A 15,823-nucleotide genomic window follows, 5' to 3' on the forward strand; every position below is an offset into this window, starting at 1 on the left:
CTTTTACGGGGGTGGGCCTATCGCCAGTCTCGCCTTACGAATGCACCTACCAGAGATGTCGACGCATCTTACCCATGAGACCTTGATGGCCTTATGCGTTGCGTTTCATGAAAATCACCGGTTTGCTGTATCACACTATCAACGCCTAGCCTTTTGTGATCCATCAATCATTTCTGTTTGAGGGATCACCCATTTGCATTTGTCCTGTACACAGCATTTGTTGTAAGGATAGCGCAAAGCAAGAGGAGCTTTCGCGATGGAGCAAGTCGATTCACCCCTTCGAAGTATCGATCCGGTTTGGGATCGTATCTCGCATGAAGCCGCTGACGCGGTGCAGGCTGAACCGTTGATGGGTGGGCTGCTGCACGCATGTGTTTTGCACCACAATAGCCTAGAGAAGGCCTTGTCGTATCGGTTTTCGGCCAAGCTTCACTCGAACGAGATGAGCCAGATCATCTTGCGTGACATTGCGGATGAGGCCTATGCACGAGATCCCAGTATTGTTGAAGCGGCACGCGCGGATTTAATGGCGATTTTTGAACGCGATCCGGCGTGCCATCGTTTGTTGCAGCCTTTGGTGTTCTTCAAAGGCTTCCAAGCGATCCAAGCCTTTCGTATCGCCAATTGGCTTTGGCGAACAGGTCGCAAAGATCTTTCTTATTTTGTGCAAATGCGCGTATCTGAGATTTTTGGTGTGGACATCCATCCCGCCGCGCATGTCGGTAAGGGCATTATGATTGATCACGCCCATTCAATCGTGATTGGCGAGACGGCGGTTGTGGGTGACAACGTCTCGATGCTGCATTCTGTAACGCTAGGCGGCACAGGCAAAGAAGAGGAAGATCGCCATCCCAAAATTGGCGACGGTGTGTTGATAGGTGCCGGCGCGAAAGTGTTAGGCAATATCAAGGTCGGTCATTGCAGCCGGATTGCGGCTGGATCTGTGGTACTCGCCGAAGTGCCGGCATGTAAAACGGTTGCAGGCGTGCCCGCGAAAATAGTTGGCGAGGCAGGGTGCGATCAGCCATCCGTGTCGATGCACCAGATCATCAACTCTGCGCCCAAGTAACACTTGTTGCAAAAGCCTGATGCCTGTGCGGCAGACAGATTTAGCCTGACCTAAAGAGGTCAGGCGGTGCCTCCGGTGGGAGTTTTTAGGCAAGATGGAGTTTAAGCGAGCATCGCGATTGGATTTTCCAAGTTTGCTTTGATCGCGGCCAGTAGATCAGCACCAAGAGCGCCGTCGATAACCCTGTGATCGACCGAGAGTGTGACGGACATCACAATTGCAATGTCGAGGTCGCCGTCGCTGTTCACAATTGGTTTCTTCGCACCCGCACCCACAGCGAGAATTGCGCCGTGAGGTGGATTGATGACAGCGTCAAAATTTTCGATACCCAACATACCAAGATTGGAGATCGCAAAGCTACCGCCCATGTATTCGTGCGGTGCAAGTTTGCGATCACGGGCACGGGTTGCGAGGTCTTTCATCTGCGCAGAGAGTGCGGAAAGTGATTTGGTATCAGCGTCTTGCAGGACTGGAGTGAAGAGGCCGCCTTCAATCGCGACGGCGACTGCTACGTCTGATGCCTTCATTTGGAGCACCCGATCACCGGCCCAAACCGCGTTGGCTGCGGGGACTTGTTGCAGTGCAAGCGCGCAGGCTTTGATGATGAAATCGTTGACGGAAAGTTTGATGTCGCGCACAGCGAGTTGTTTGTTGAGCTGACTGCGAAATTTCAGTAGCGCATCGAGCTGTATATCGCGGCGCAGGTAGAAATGCGGGATAGTTTGTTTGGCCTCAGTCAGGCGCGCAGCGATGGTTTTGCGCATGCCATCGAGGGGCAGCTCGGTGAACTCGCGACCTTCGTACATTTTGGCGATTTGGCTTGGATTTGTCTCTTGTACCTTGGCTGTTTGAGGCGTTGGAACAGCGGTCGGCTGCGCGGCAGGAGCGCTTTGCGCGTTTTCAATGTCGGCTTTGACGATGCGTCCTTTGGGGCCACTGCCTGTGATCGTTGCGAGATTAATGCCTTTGTCCGCGGCAATGCGGCGTGCGAGTGGGGATGCGAAAACGCGATCTCCAGTTTGCGTCGATTTCGGCGCAGGGGCCGTGGCTGCTGGCGCGCTTTGGACTTCTGAAGCCACCGGGGGGGGAGCGGCCTGGCTCGGGGCAACAGCCTCAGCACTGTCTTCGCCATCCTCGAGCAAAAGCGCAATGGGACTGTTGACGAACACACCTGCGGTGCCTGCCTCGACCAAGATCTTGCCTATGACGCCTTCATCGACGGCTTCGAATTCCATCGTAGCTTTGTCGGTTTCAATTTCTGCCAGCAGATCGCCAGAAGAGACTGTGTCACCCTCTTTCACAAGCCATTTGGCGAGAGTGCCGTCCTCCATCGTGGGGGACAGGGCGGGCATAAGAATTTCGATGGCCATTGGGTCTCTCCCTTAACTATATGTTACTTTTTGCACCGCTTCGATCACCTCATCGGTGGTGGTCAGCGCGAGCTTTTCGAGGTTGGCAGCATAGGGCATGGGCACGTCCTTACCTGTGCAATTGATGACCGGCGCATCAAGATAATCGAACGCTTCTTGCATAAGAACTGCAGAGATATGATTGCCAATTGCGCCGACGGGGAACCCTTCTTCGACGGTGACGCAGCGGTTGGTTTTCTTGACGCTTTCGATGACTGTTTGTGTATCCATAGGTCGAAGAGATCGTAGGTCGATCACCTCTGCACTTACGCCACTTTCAGAAAGCTTTGCAGCGGCTTCCATGGCGTAGCTCATCCCAATCCCAAAACTTACAATCGTCACGTCGCTGCCTTCACGTGCAATGCGAGCCTTGCCGATGGGAACGGTGAAATCATCGAGCACTGGGACGTCGAATGTGCGCCCGTAGAGAATTTCGTTCTCCAGGAAAATTACTGGGTTCGGATCACGGATCGCGGACTTCATCAGACCTTTCGCATCGGCTGCTGTATAGGGGATCACGACCTTAAGGCCAGGAATATGCGCATACCAAGCGGCGTAGTCCTGCGAGTGCTGCGCACCCACGCGCGCGGCAGCACCATTGGGACCACGGAACACCATAGGAGCACCCATTTGGCCACCTGACATGTAGAGTGTTTTGGCGGCAGAATTAATAATATGATCAATGGCTTGCATGGCGAAGTTAAATGTCATGAACTCAACGATGGGCTTTAAGCCACCGAAAGAGGCACCGACTGCAATGCCCGCAAAACCGTGCTCTGTAATTGGCGTATCAATGATACGTTTGCTGCCGAACTCATCAAGCATGCCTTGAGAAATCTTGTAAGCGCCTTGGTACTCGCCGACTTCTTCGCCCATGAGAAACACGGTTTCGTCGCTGCGCATTTCCTCGGACATGGCGTCGCGCAAAGCTTCGCGCACGGTTTGTTGCTTCATCTGAGTGCCCTCAGGCCAATCAGGCTGAGGCGCACGCCATTGCGGTTCGTTCTCCACGTCATTGTGCTGAACAGGCGCGGCGGCAACGGTGGGAGCAGGTGCCGAAACTGGAGCAGGTACCGCCACATCATTCGCGCTTTCTCCGTCTTCCAAAAGCAAAGCAATCGCAGTGTTCACAGAAACGCCTGCGCTGCCTTCGGGTACGAGGATCGAACCAATCACGCCTTCATCGACAGCTTCAAATTCCATCGTGGCTTTGTCAGTTTCGATTTCAGCGATAATATCACCAGAAGAAACGGTGTCGCCTTTCTTGATGAGCCATTTGGCGAGTGTGCCTTCTTCCATTGTGGGCGAAAGGGCGGGCATTAAGATTTCAATAGCCATGATTTACGCCTCCGCCTCTGCATATATATCGGTCCAAAGCTCTGAAACATCGGGCAATGCGCTTTCCTTGGCGAATTCCGCTGACGCATTCACCACTTTTTTGATCTCTTTGTCGATGGCTTTGAGATCATCCTCGCTCGCATGTTTGCCAGTCAGCAAAACGTCGCGCACTTGTTCGATCGGATCACGCTCGTCGCGCATTTTCTGCACTTCTTCGCGGGTGCGATATTTAGCAGGGTCCGACATGGAGTGACCGCGATAGCGATAGGTTTTGATTTCCAAGATGTAAGGGCCTTTGCCAGACCGGCAATGTTTTACTGCGCGCTCACCAGCTTCTTTGACGGCCATCACGTCCATGCCGTCAACGATTTCACCTGGGATGCCAAAGGCTTCGCCACGCGTGTGCAAATCAGGCGTGGAGGTGGAGCGATCCTGCGACGTACCCATAGCGTACTGGTTGTTTTCAATTACAAAAATGCATGGGAGATCCCAAATTGCGGCCATATTGAAGGTCTCATAGACTTGACCTTGGTTCGCAGCACCATCGCCAAAATAGGTGAAAGTTACGCGGCCATTGTCTTGATATTTGTCCGCAAAGGCGAGGCCCGCACCAAGCGGTACTTGCGCTGCAACGATGCCGTGCCCCCCATAGAAATGCTTCTCTTTCGAAAACATATGCATGGAGCCACCTTTGCCTTTCGAATATCCGTCGATGCGGCCTGTTAACTCGGCCATTACGCCATTGGGGTCCATGCCACAGGCCAGCATATGACCGTGATCGCGATAGGATGTGATGCGCTTGTCGCCTTCTTCGGCGGCGGCCTCTAAGCCTACAACAACAGCTTCTTGACCAATGTAGAGATGGCAAAACCCGCCGATCAGACCCATGCCATAAAGCTGGCCAGCTTTTTCTTCAAAGCGGCGGATGAGCAGCATGTCTTTGTAATGCTGCAACAATTCATCAGCAGACACATTGGGTTTGGTGGTCATTTTTCGCGCGGCCATAAGCGGTGCATCCTCCCAGAAACATCAAGTGGTTTAACGTTAAACAATAGTCTAGCGCAGGAAAACCATACTGACCAGAGTGCAATGATGTAGGTAACGGATCGGTTAACGTGACACGCTTTAACGAACAACTATTTCGTCAGCGCGTAGCAGGCCAAGCACATCTCGGGCCTGTTGATCGAGCAGGTCGAGATCAAGGAAGGTGTCCGAGAGGCGCTTGGTGAGATTTTCCATCTCTGCCACTTTGCCATTAAGTTGGCTGAGTTGCACATCTAAATCCCGTGCTGCCAAAGCGATTTCCGCACGGCGAAACACGCCATAGTCGCCTTGAACCGCCGCAAACGTGAAATACATCGCGAGACTGAATGCCGCTGCAAAGTAGATCAACGCGCCAAGCGCGGGTTTCGCGGTTTTTGGTGTCATTCGGATTAGCTGTCTCACTGGCCTCGGATGCGTCTCTTACGGACGATGTCTGAACTATGTGCCACAAAGATTTGCCTTCGGTCAGCCCTTTTTGCCCCCATGTCCAAACTGAGGGGGCAGGTGTGTGCTGGAAGGCACAATTGCTTGGTGCGCACTTGATTTAGAGGGCCGTCAAGACCTCTGCCGCCAGCTCGAAAGAGCGGATGCGCGCACTGTTGTCATGAATCGCCCCCGTTAGCATGATCTCATCAGGTTGATAATGCGCGATAATTTCGCTTAAGCGGGCCTGCACAGTTTCGGGCGCACCCGTCGCAGAGCACGATAAAGCATGCTGTACTTGCTGAAAAACCGCAGGGGGCACCTGGTCTTCCACGCGTTCAATGGGGCGTGGAAGTGGGCCAGGACTGCCCGTGCGCAAGTTCGCGAAGGCTAAGATTTGCGACGATCTCAGCACCTGCGCCTCCTCGTCAGTTGACGCCACACACACACCAGCGGCGAGCATCGCATGCGGTCTCTCAAGATACTTAGAGGGTTGGAAGGTGTCGCGGTAGATGTGCAGCGCTTGCCCTAACATGTCAGGCGCAAAATGGGACGCAAACGCGTAAGGCAGGCCGAGATACGCGGCTAGCTGTGCACCGAACAGGCTAGATCCAAGAATCCAGATGGGCACTTCTGTGCCTTGGCCAGGCACGGCTTGCACGCCATGATCTCCACCACTCTTTGAAAGATAGCCGGTAAGTTCTTGAACATCCTGGGGAAAACTATCCTCTGGTGCCATGTGACGGCGTAGTGCGCGTGCGGTCGCCATGTCACTTCCCGGTGCGCGACCAAGGCCAAGATCGATGCGATCAGGATAAAGCGTGGCGAGCGTGCCGAACTGTTCCGCAATCACCAAAGGGGCGTGATTTGGCAGCATGATCCCACCTGCACCGACTCGCAGTGATGTCGTGGCTGCCGCAACTTGCGCGATGAGGAGGGCGGTTGCAGCACTGGCAATGCCGGGCATGTTGTGATGTTCCGCCAGCCAGTATCGCGTATAGCCCGCGCGCTCTGCTGCTTTGGCGAGCTCAACTGTATTTTCAATAGCATGTCGCGTAGTTTGGCCTTTGGGAATGGGCGAAAGATCAAGCAGCGAGAAAGGGATCATCTTAATAGCCGCGCCAGATCCAGCCGCCGCCAAAGATGCGCGTACTGTCAGTGTCATAGAACACGCAGGCTTGCCCCGGCGACACGCCGTCCTCTGGGGTCAACAGCTCGACCGTTGCTTCTACATCAGAAATCGGGCGAATAATCGCAGGGCGCGGGGGACGGGTGGAGCGCACGCGCACCAAAACATGCCATTCCTCTTGCGAGCTGAGCAGCGCATCCCCAAGCCAATTGATTTCGCGCACTGGAATGGTGCGCGTGCTGAGCAGTTCTTTCGACCCAACTATCACATGTTTTAGATCGACATCCAGCCGCACCACGTAAAGCGGCGTTTCCAAACCACCGATCCCGAGGCCGCGACGTTGGCCAATGGTGTAGTGAATAACGCCTTCGTGTTTGCCTAGGATGTTGCCCTCTGTGTCGACAATATCGCCCGCTTCGGCGGCACCGGGACGCAGTTTTTCGATCACCACTGCGTAATTGCCGTTTGGCACAAAACAAATATCCTGACTGTCAGGCTTGTCCGCCACGCTTAACCCAAACTTTGCGGCGAGTTCACGTGTTGCATCCTTAGAGGGCAGGTGGCCCAATGGGAAACGCAGGAAGTCAAGCTGCTCCTGCTTGGTGGAGAAAAGAAAATAACTCTGATCACGCGCGCCGTCCGCTGCCGCATGAAGTTCGGCCTTTTCAGGTCCCATCTTACGCTGGATATAGTGGCCCGTCGCCATGCAATCCGCATCAAGGTCCTTGGCAGTTTCCAGAAGGTCTTTGAATTTCACCCGCTCATTGCAACGAATGCACGGCACAGGGGTCGCACCCGCCAAATAGCTATCTGCAAACTCGTCAATAACCGCATCTTTAAACACGTTCTCATAGTCCAGAACGTAATGAGGAAAGCCCATTTCCTCGGCCACGCGGCGCGCATCATGGATATCGAGGCCTGCACAGCACGCACCCTTCTTGGCCAAAGCCGCACCATGATCATAAAGCTGCAGCGTTACACCAACCACGTCATAGCCCTCGGACGCCAATTGCGCCGCAACCACAGAACTGTCCACACCGCCAGACATCGCCACGACAACGCGTGTGTCTGATGGGGCTTTGGCAAACCCGAGGCTATTTAATTTAGTCGCAGTGTCCAGCGCCATATCGGCAACTCCTTTGCAGACCTTAAAGAAATATAGGAAAATCCTAACTACTCTCACGGGAAGGCTTCACCTCGCTTTAAGAGATTGCGCGCAGAAAGGCGAGAGCAGACATAAGGCGATGAAATGTATCTCAAGAAAGTAGACGGACCGCGCGCGGTGACACTGCCAGATGGTAAGGTGATGAGCCGCGCAGACCTCCCTGCGAAAACGACTTGTCGGTGGGTCGCATCGCGAAAAGCGGCAGTTGTGTGGGGCGTAACCTATGGTTTGATCTCGAAAGATGAAGCGCTGGAACGATATTCTTTGAGCGAGGAAGAGTTCGCGCATTGGGTGCAAGCTTTTGCAAAGCATTGGGAGAATGCGCTGAAAACAACCAGCACAAAGGCTTATATACAATCATAGGTTGATTTTGTTATCGCTCCTTAACTTAAAGTAAAGTTGGATTAACTATTTTCGAGGAACTTGCATTTGAAGCAAAGTTAAAACGGAGTGTTTCCTATGCGCGTACTCTTGGTTGAGGACGATCCAACAACGTCAAAGAGCATCTATATGATGCTGACCCATGCCAACCTGAACGTCTACACGACATCGTTTGGTGAAGAAGGGATCGATTTGGCAAAACTGTATGATTACGATTTGATCCTTCTGGATCTCAATCTGCCTGACATGAATGGTCACGAGGTGCTGCGCCAACTCAGGCTTGCGCGGATTGAAACACCAATCTTGATCTTGTCGGGCTCTGACTACACGGAAAGCAAGATAAAAGGCTTCGGTTTTGGTGCTGATGACTATTTGACTAAGCCATTCCACCGTGACGAGCTGATTGCACGAATTCACGCGATTATCCGTCGTTCAAAAGGACATTCTCAATCGATCATTCAAATAGGTAAAATTGCCAGGAATCTTGACGCGAAAACAGTCGAAGTTGAGAATTCGACAATTCATTTGACGGGCAAGGAATACCAGATGCTTGAACTGTTATCCTTGCGCAAAGGCACGACATTGACCAAAGAAATGTTCCTAAACCACCTTTATGGCGGCATGCATGAGCCTGAACTCAAGATCATCGACGTGTTTATATGCAAACTGCGCAAGAAATTTGCGAAGCAACAGGTGAAGACAGCTATATCAAAACGGTCTGGGGCCGTGGTTATGTCTTGCGCGACCCGATGGATATGGAAGAACAAGCGCCACAATTGGCTGTTGCCGGTTAAGTCCGACCTTACGAAATTCTATCTTTGGCAATGCCGCGTTGCTATGGACGCGCCGCTTTTGCCCCCCTATCACTACGTCAAGCTTTAGGGAGGCATGCATGGCAAAGACGGACATCACAGAGTTGGGCGAAGACGAAGCTCGTGCTGAACTTGATGCACTTGCCAAGGCGCTGAATACTGCAAATGTTGCGTACCATGGCAAAGATGATCCCGACCTGAGTGATGCCGATTATGACGCACTAAAGCAGCGCAATGCAGCGATCGAAGACCATTTTCCAACCCTAGTTCGCGAAGATAGCGCAAGTAAGCAAGTTGGTGCCCCTGTACAGGACGGTTTCGGCAAGATCACGCATGCGCAACGCATGATGTCGCTTGGAAACGCGTTTACGGACGAAGATGTTGCTGATTTCACCCAAGGCATCCGTAAATATTTAGGCTTGAGTAATGACATGCCACTTGCGTTCACTGCGGAACCCAAAATCGATGGTCTTTCCCTGTCCTTGCGCTATGAAAACGGAACATTGATCCAAGCCGCGACACGCGGAGATGGGACAACTGGCGAAGATGTTTTAGCAAACGCTCTCACAATCGCTGACGTGCCAAAACATCTTGAAAATGCGCCCGAGCTTATCGAAGTGCGTGGCGAAGTGTATATGACCCATGCTGATTTTGACGCCCTGAATGCCCGGCAAGTCGAGCGCGGCGGCAAAACCTTCGCGAACCCGCGCAATGCAGCCGCTGGATCTCTACGCCAGTTAGATAGTGAAATCACTAAATCACGTCCGCTGCGGTTTTTCGCGTACGCTTGGGGCGTCTTGTCCGACCCTTTGGCAAACACCCAACATGGCGCGATTGCACGGCTTAAGATCCTTGGCTTTCAGACCAACCCTTTGAGCCAACGCTTTGAAAACGCCGTTGAGCTTATCAAGCATTATCAACAGATTGAGCAACAGCGCGCAGCGCTTGGCTATGATATTGATGGCGTTGTTTATAAGGTCGATGATCTCGCTTACCAATCCCGTCTTGGCTTTCGCTCTACCACGCCACGTTGGGCTATTGCGCATAAATTCCCTGCCGAACTTGCATGGACGCGACTCGAGGCCATTGATATTCAGGTCGGCAGAACTGGGGCTTTAAGTCCGGTCGCGCGTTTGTCTCCTGTAACTGTCGGTGGCGTCGTTGTCTCTAATGCCACGCTTCACAATGAAGACTATATCGAAGGGCGCGACAATTCTGGTGAGCCGATCCGTGGCGGGCGCGATATTCGCATCGGCGATTGGGTGCATATTTATCGCGCTGGGGACGTTATTCCGAAAATAAAAGATGTAGATCTCAGTAAACGTCCCAGCGAAAGTTCCCCGTTTGAATTTCCAAAAATCTGCCCTGAATGCCAAAGCGCTGCTCTGCGTGATGTAGGCGACGCCGTGCGACGTTGCTCGGGTGGGCTTATCTGCCCGGCACAAGCGGTGGAAAAGCTGAAGCATTTCGTGTCACGCGGAGCTTTCGACATTGAAGGCCTTGGCGCAAAACAGGTGGAGATGTTTTATCATGATCCAACGCTTCCCATTCGCGAACCTGCAGATATCTTCACGCTCAAATCATGTGATGTGCAACAATTAAGCAAGCTCAAAAACCGTGATGGTTGGGGGGCCAAAAGCGCGGACAAACTATTCGCCGCCATTGATGAACGCCGTAATATCAGTTTCGCAAGAGTGCTTTATGCGCTTGGATTGCGCCATGTGGGGACGCAAAGCGCGTCCTTGATCGCGCGGCATTACGGGGCTTGGGCAGTTTTTGTTGACGCAATGGATGCTGCTGCGGGTAAAACGGGAGACGCTTGGGACAGTTTGATGTCTATCGATGGTGTTGGCGAGGTGATGGCAAGTTCGCTCGTTACCGCGTTCAAACAGCAGGGCGAGCGCGCCTCGATCACACGTTTGACAGATGAATTGACCATCATCGACGCTGAAAAGCCCGACACCGATAGCCCTGTCACAGGCAAAGTGGTGGTCTTTTCCGGCACCCTTGAAAAAATGACCCGAGCGGAGGCGAAAGCCCGCGCAGAGGCGCTTGGCGCAAAAGTATCTGGTTCGGTCTCTGCCAAAACCGATATCTTGATCGCAGGTCCAGGCGCTGGGTCAAAAGCGAAAAAAGCGACAGAACTTGGCATCGAAACGCTGGATGAAGACAGCTGGCTGGCGCTGATCGAAGATCTATGAGCGCGCGCCCAGAAGTTCTTTTCCCGCTTTTCGCAGCACTCACAAGCCTTGAAGGCGTCGGCCCAAAGACAGCCCAAAACATGGGCGGACTTGGTGTTGAAAAGCCGCGTGATCTACTGTTTTTGCTTCCTTTTTCTGGAATTGACCGAACCTTAAAGGAAACTGTGCAAGGGGCCGATTTGCCCGCAACGCTCACGGTTGAAGTTGAAGTTGGTCAGCATCGCCCCCCACGCAACAAAGGCGGTGCATATCGGATTGATGTCATCGACCCACAAATTGCGTTTCAATTGGTATTTTTCCACGCGCGCGGTGATTATCTGTCCAAACTGCTACCAACAGGCCAACGTCGCGTTGTGTCGGGCAAGATCGAATTGTTCGACGGCCTTGCCCAAATGGTGCATCCAGACCACGCGGTTCGGGTCGAGGACGCAGTGCAAATTCCAAGTTTTGAACCGGTTTACCCTTTGACCGCGGGCGTGACGCAAAAGCCCTTAAGCAAATCCATGGCGAGCGCTCTAGAACGTGTTCCTCAGCTCGACGAGTGGATCGATTCAACACAGAAAGCCCTGAAAAAATGGCCAGATTGGCAGGCAGCGATCACAACGGTTCATGCGCCGAAATCGGTAGGTGATCTAGCCCAAACATCGCCTGCGCGCGAACGTTTGGCCTATGATGAATTCATGGCACATCAGCTCACACTGGGCCTAGCGCGGGCAAACCGACGCCGTGCACCGGGGGTTGAAAGTCATGGTTCAGGCGCTTTGCGTAATCAGGTGTTAAACGGATTGCCGTATAAACCCACGGGCGCGCAATTGCGCGCAATTGATGAGATCACCGCTGATTTGGCCAGCCCGCAGCGCATGAACCGTTTGCTGCAAGGGGATGTTGGCTCCGGCAAAACGCTCGTCGCGTTCATTGCTTTGCTCGCGGTAGTTGAAGCAGGCGGGCAGGGCGTGATGATGGCCCCAACCGAAATTTTGGCACGCCAGCACTTAGAAGGTCTGCAGCCTTTGGCCGAAAGCGCAAGCGTGGTCTTAGAATTGCTTACGGGGCGCGACAAGGGACGGGAACGTGAGGCCAAACTTACTGCGTTGAAAGAAAAGAAGATACAAATACTTGTTGGCACCCATGCGGTGTTTCAAAAGGACGTTGAATTTTCGGACCTACGCCTAGCGATTGTTGATGAGCAGCACCGTTTTGGTGTGCGCCAAAGGTTGGAACTGGGACGCAAGGGAGAAAATGCAGATGTCTTGGTGATGACCGCGACGCCGATCCCGCGCAGCCTTGCTTTGGCACAATATGGTGACATGGATGTGTCGGTCCTCGATGAGAAACCAGCAGGGCGACAGCCAATCAAAACCGCGCTGATCTCCGGTGAGCGCGTTAACGAAGTGGTAAACCATCTACGTGGTGCAATCAGCGAAGGCCGTCAAGCCTATTGGGTCTGTCCGCTGGTCGGTGAAAGCGAAGTGTCTGATTTGATCGCGGCCGAAGAGCGCTTCAAAACCCTGCGCGCGCTATTGGGCGAAGACGTTGTTCGACTGGTGCACGGGCAAATGCCTGCCTCAGAAAAAGACGCCGCAATGGCGGATTTTGTAGCGCGACGCGCGCAGGTTTTAGTCGCTACAACTGTGATTGAGGTGGGTGTTAATGTGCCCAACGCGACAATCATCGTAATTGAGCGAGCGGAAAGCTTTGGTCTCGCACAATTACATCAATTGCGCGGGCGGGTCGGACGTGGCTCCGCAGCTTCGACCTGTTTGTTGATGTACAAAGCGCCCTTGTCGGAGAATGGGCAAAAACGCTTGACCGTTTTGCGTGAAACTGAAGATGGCTTCCAGATTTCAGAGACTGATCTGCAAATGCGCGGCGCGGGGGATTTGATCGGCACTGCGCAATCTGGGCTCCCGCGGTTTCGTGTCGCTGATTTAGAGAGCCAAACCGCCTTGATGAATGTGGCCCAAAGCGATGCGCGTAAATTGCTGCATGATGACCCTGAACTCACGTCCCCGCGCGGGCAGGCCGCGCGTGTTCTTCTTTGGTTGATGGAGCAGGATCAAGCAATCCGTTTAATATCAGTTGGTTAGAAACGGTGTAGGCAAAATGTTCGCAAGTGTTCCATTTTGTTCTTTACATGCAATTCAGAAAATGAGAACAAAGGTGAAACATAGTCAAGATTGAGCAGGAGCCACACAATGATGGATCAAATCAAAACAGTCATCGCCCGCGCAGACCGCACCTTGGTGCAAGATGCGATAGGGGCCGTGTCTTTGATGACGATTTTCATCGCAGCCCTGCACATTCCCGGTTTTGTTTAACTTTTTTGCCTCGTGATTTCGTGCCGACCGCTGCGCATCCTGTCCCAACTTAGATGCATCTAACACGTCCTGTCCCAACGAGAGTGTTAACATTCGGAGCTTTGCCTGGCTCTTACACGGCGAGTATCGGATCCTACACGAAAACATTTACTTTGCGCCGCCATCCTTCCCCGGATGTGCGGCGTTTTTTTATGATTGGATAAGGTCAATCGCCTCACATGCGGCCTCGATCGACAACAGGATCGACGCGTGCCGGTTTTTATAAGCAGAGGCGGGCAGAAATACTTCAAACCCTTGGAAAGGACTTTCGGGCACGACTCCGTTCCCTTTTAAAAGTGCGCGCAATTGATCACGTGCGCCAAACAATTGTTCAGATGTCGTGCCAATAATTGCACCCCCAACAACGGATGAAGACGCCTGTCCAAGCGCGCAGGCTTTGACGTCTTGCCCGAATGCGCTGACCACGCCATCTTTCAAATCCAAATCAACAGTTACCATCGAGCCGCAGAGGGGCGAGCGCTTCTTGACGCTGGCTTGCGCTGTCTCCAACCGTTCCGCATGGGGAATATCGGCGGCAAGCGCTAGAATTCTGCCCGAATAGAGCTTGATAAGATCAGTTTCGCCTGACATGTGTTTGTGCGCTTTCGCCGTGTTTCGTTAATGATCACTTAGGCGAGGAGCCGCAGTTTTCAAAGGAATAGCATGATGACTTTTAATCCCGCAACACTGGTTTTCAATGAGTCCGGTCTTATTCCAGTGATCGCACAGTCCGAGGCGACTGGCGAAGTCCTAATGATGGCTTGGATGAACGCAGAGGCGGTACAACACACAATCGACACCCGCAAAGTTACTTACTGGTCGCGCTCCCGCCAATCGTTCTGGGTCAAAGGCGAAACATCAGGCAACGTGCAGCAGCTGATTGATCTGCGCATGGATTGCGACAAGGACTGTCTGTTGGCGCTTGTGAAACAGACAGGGCCAGCATGTCACACCAACCGACGAAGCTGTTTTTACACCTCAGTTTCAGAAGGTTCTGAAATTGAGGTGATGTCTCCTGAATAGTGCGTTCACAGCCCAACCAGTCGCCTAACATCCATTGGCGACATCCCATCCTCGCGAAATTTAGCGATAGCGCGCGCATCGTCTCGCTTAGCTAGCCTTTTACCAGCATCGTCGCGGATCAACCCATGATGTTGATACGTGGGCGTCTCAAATCCCAAAACCTTTTGCAACAAAATATGGATGAAAGTGGCGTCTCGAAGGTCCTCGCCTCGAATGATCTGGGTGATCTTTTGGTCGGCATCATCCACGACAATCGAAAGGTGATAGGACGCGGCCATATCCTTGCGAGCCACGACGATATCACCAATTTCGGATGTGATTTGATCTGCTGACTTAGTGTGATGCTGTTTACCATCCAGAAAACTGATTTCGTCAATTCCAAAAATCTTGAGCGATTTATAGATGTTAAGACGTAGAACAGTGTGTTCTGGCAAGCTGCCAAATTGATCTACTCGACACGTTCCCGGATAGACTAAACCGTCTGGCCCGATTAAAGGCGCGCCTTCTTGCGGAGCATTCGCGGCCTCTTTGATATCTTTTCGCGTGCACGTGCAGGAATAGAGCAAACCTAAATCCCACAAACGCTGCAAAGCACTGCGATACTGCTTAGAACGCGCGTTTTGGAACCAAATTGGACCATACCACGTCACCCCTAACCACATCAGATCTTCCACAATCTGATCGACCCAATGCGCACGCGCGCGGTTCTGATCAATGTCATCCATGCGCAGATGGAAATGGCCATTGTTCGCACGCGCTTTATCCTGTGCAAGAAGGGCTGAATACGCATGGCCCAAATGTAGTGGCCCTGTTGGGCTAGGTGCAAAACGTGTTCTAAAAATCAATTTTTCTCAAGCACATAAACGCTAGACTTCATGTTCTGACCTGGCAAATGATCACCGTATTCTTCTGACAAGAGCAGCGCATTCCCTTCGGAAATGGCGTCTTCGATCCGCGTGTAAAACACCGGATCTTCTAGCGTGTGATCATTGTAAGAGAGCACAAATTTTCCACCTGGATCGAGCGCTTCGAGCAACATGTCAAAAACCCCAACAGGCGCCGCACCAGCGCCGATCACACCAATCGCGCAAATCGCTGAGTAAGTGCCTTTTTTCACAGTGAAGGGTTGATCAGGCTCAGACAGATTCAAGTTTCTGTACAAGTTTTTTTCTGCTGCAAGATCAAGCATTTCCTGCGTCATATCCAAGCCATCAATCGTAGTAAAGCCTGCAAGAGACAACGCTAAACCAGACAAGCCCGTGCCACAACCAAAGTCCAAAATCGGTTGGGAAAAATCAGCTGTCACAGCTTTGAGTGCATTCGCACAGCGTGCAGGGGTCACGTAGCCGTTTTGACCAGTTTCTGTCTCGTAACTTTTTGCCCACTTGGCATAAAGATCGCGCGTGGCTGCTGTGCCAGTGACGCCGTAGGCTTTGTCGAGAAATGTTTCAGTCATAAAAACACGCTAGCGG

15 protein-coding genes and 1 pseudogene are annotated in these 15,823 nt (G+C 52.6%); 7 read left to right on the forward strand and 9 right to left on the reverse strand.

The annotated features are described in order from the left end of the window. The first annotated feature begins 256 nt into the window (after positions 1-256). Complete coding sequence (gene cysE, locus QZ280_RS11560; RefSeq protein WP_293444392.1) at positions 257-1,069, forward strand: serine O-acetyltransferase; 813 nt, start codon at positions 257-259, stop codon at positions 1,067-1,069. Positions 1,070-1,170: 101 nt separating this feature from the next. Here the strand turns inward: cysE and QZ280_RS11565 are convergent, their stop codons facing one another. From QZ280_RS11565 to mnmA, 6 genes are all read right to left on the reverse strand, one after another. Then, entirely contained in the window at positions 1,171-2,439 is a 1,269-nt protein-coding gene (locus tag QZ280_RS11565) for a pyruvate dehydrogenase complex dihydrolipoamide acetyltransferase (RefSeq protein ID WP_293444395.1), read from the reverse strand. Between the two features lie 12 nt (positions 2,440-2,451). Beyond that, positions 2,452-3,816, reverse strand: a complete 1,365-nt coding sequence (locus QZ280_RS11570) for a pyruvate dehydrogenase complex E1 component subunit beta (protein ID WP_293444398.1) — start codon at positions 3,814-3,816, stop codon at positions 2,452-2,454. A 3-nt stretch (positions 3,817-3,819) separates the two neighbouring features. Next, positions 3,820-4,821 (reverse strand): pyruvate dehydrogenase (acetyl-transferring) E1 component subunit alpha, encoded by a 1,002-nt coding sequence (gene pdhA, locus QZ280_RS11575; RefSeq protein WP_293444401.1) that lies wholly within the window; start codon positions 4,819-4,821, stop codon positions 3,820-3,822. Positions 4,822-4,941: 120 nt separating this feature from the next. Next, entirely contained in the window at positions 4,942-5,244 is a 303-nt protein-coding gene (locus tag QZ280_RS11580) for a septum formation initiator family protein (RefSeq protein WP_293444404.1), read from the reverse strand. Between the two features lie 160 nt (positions 5,245-5,404). Further along, a complete protein-coding gene (locus QZ280_RS11585; protein ID WP_293445164.1) occupies positions 5,405-6,391 on the reverse strand; it encodes an LLM class flavin-dependent oxidoreductase in 987 nt (328 codons plus the stop codon). A gap of 1 nt (position 6,392) precedes the next feature. After that, positions 6,393-7,538, reverse strand: a complete 1,146-nt coding sequence (gene mnmA, locus QZ280_RS11590; RefSeq protein ID WP_293444407.1) for a tRNA 2-thiouridine(34) synthase MnmA — start codon at positions 7,536-7,538, stop codon at positions 6,393-6,395. A gap of 123 nt (positions 7,539-7,661) precedes the next feature. Between mnmA and QZ280_RS11595 the strand changes: the two genes are divergently transcribed. The 5 genes and pseudogenes from QZ280_RS11595 (at position 7,662) to QZ280_RS11615 (ending at position 13,289) form a co-directional block, all read left to right on the forward strand. Further along, positions 7,662-7,940, forward strand: coding sequence for a DUF1153 domain-containing protein (locus QZ280_RS11595; RefSeq protein ID WP_293444409.1), 279 nt, complete (start codon positions 7,662-7,664; stop codon positions 7,938-7,940). 96 nt (positions 7,941-8,036) lie between these two features. Next, positions 8,037-8,752, forward strand: a pseudogene (gene ctrA / locus QZ280_RS11600) (response regulator transcription factor CtrA). 98 nt (positions 8,753-8,850) lie between these two features. Continuing rightward, positions 8,851-10,971 (forward strand): NAD-dependent DNA ligase LigA, encoded by a 2,121-nt coding sequence (ligA, locus tag QZ280_RS11605; protein WP_293444412.1) that lies wholly within the window; start codon positions 8,851-8,853, stop codon positions 10,969-10,971. Beyond that, on the forward strand, positions 10,968-13,058 hold the full coding sequence (gene recG / locus QZ280_RS11610) for an ATP-dependent DNA helicase RecG (RefSeq protein WP_293444415.1): 2,091 nt from the start codon (positions 10,968-10,970) through the stop codon (positions 13,056-13,058). Before ligA ends, recG begins: the two co-directional genes overlap by 4 nt. Positions 13,059-13,166: 108 nt before the next feature. After that, positions 13,167-13,289 (forward strand): hypothetical protein, encoded by a 123-nt coding sequence (locus tag QZ280_RS11615; protein WP_293444417.1) that lies wholly within the window; start codon positions 13,167-13,169, stop codon positions 13,287-13,289. A 189-nt stretch (positions 13,290-13,478) separates the two neighbouring features. Here QZ280_RS11615 and QZ280_RS11620 read toward each other — a convergent pair whose 3' ends face one another. Beyond that, positions 13,479-13,919: an iron-sulfur cluster assembly scaffold protein gene (locus tag QZ280_RS11620; RefSeq protein ID WP_293444419.1), complete on the reverse strand. Its 441-nt coding sequence runs from the start codon at positions 13,917-13,919 to the stop codon at positions 13,479-13,481. A 75-nt stretch (positions 13,920-13,994) separates the two neighbouring features. Here QZ280_RS11620 and hisI point away from each other — a divergent pair, with 75 nt between their 5' ends. Then, a complete protein-coding gene (hisI, locus tag QZ280_RS11625; protein ID WP_293444421.1) occupies positions 13,995-14,351 on the forward strand; it encodes a phosphoribosyl-AMP cyclohydrolase in 357 nt (118 codons plus the stop codon). Positions 14,352-14,356: 5 nt separating this feature from the next. Here the strand turns inward: hisI and gluQRS are convergent, their stop codons facing one another. After that, positions 14,357-15,196, reverse strand: a complete 840-nt coding sequence (gene gluQRS, locus QZ280_RS11630; protein ID WP_293444423.1) for a tRNA glutamyl-Q(34) synthetase GluQRS — start codon at positions 15,194-15,196, stop codon at positions 14,357-14,359. Continuing rightward, positions 15,193-15,807: a class I SAM-dependent methyltransferase gene (locus tag QZ280_RS11635; RefSeq protein WP_293444425.1), complete on the reverse strand. Its 615-nt coding sequence runs from the start codon at positions 15,805-15,807 to the stop codon at positions 15,193-15,195. Before QZ280_RS11635 ends, gluQRS begins: the two co-directional genes overlap by 4 nt. Between the last annotated feature and the right edge of the window lie 16 nt (positions 15,808-15,823).

This window comes from Planktotalea sp., from assembly GCF_018607995.1.
In the GTDB taxonomy this organism is placed as follows: domain Bacteria; phylum Pseudomonadota; class Alphaproteobacteria; order Rhodobacterales; family Rhodobacteraceae; genus Planktotalea.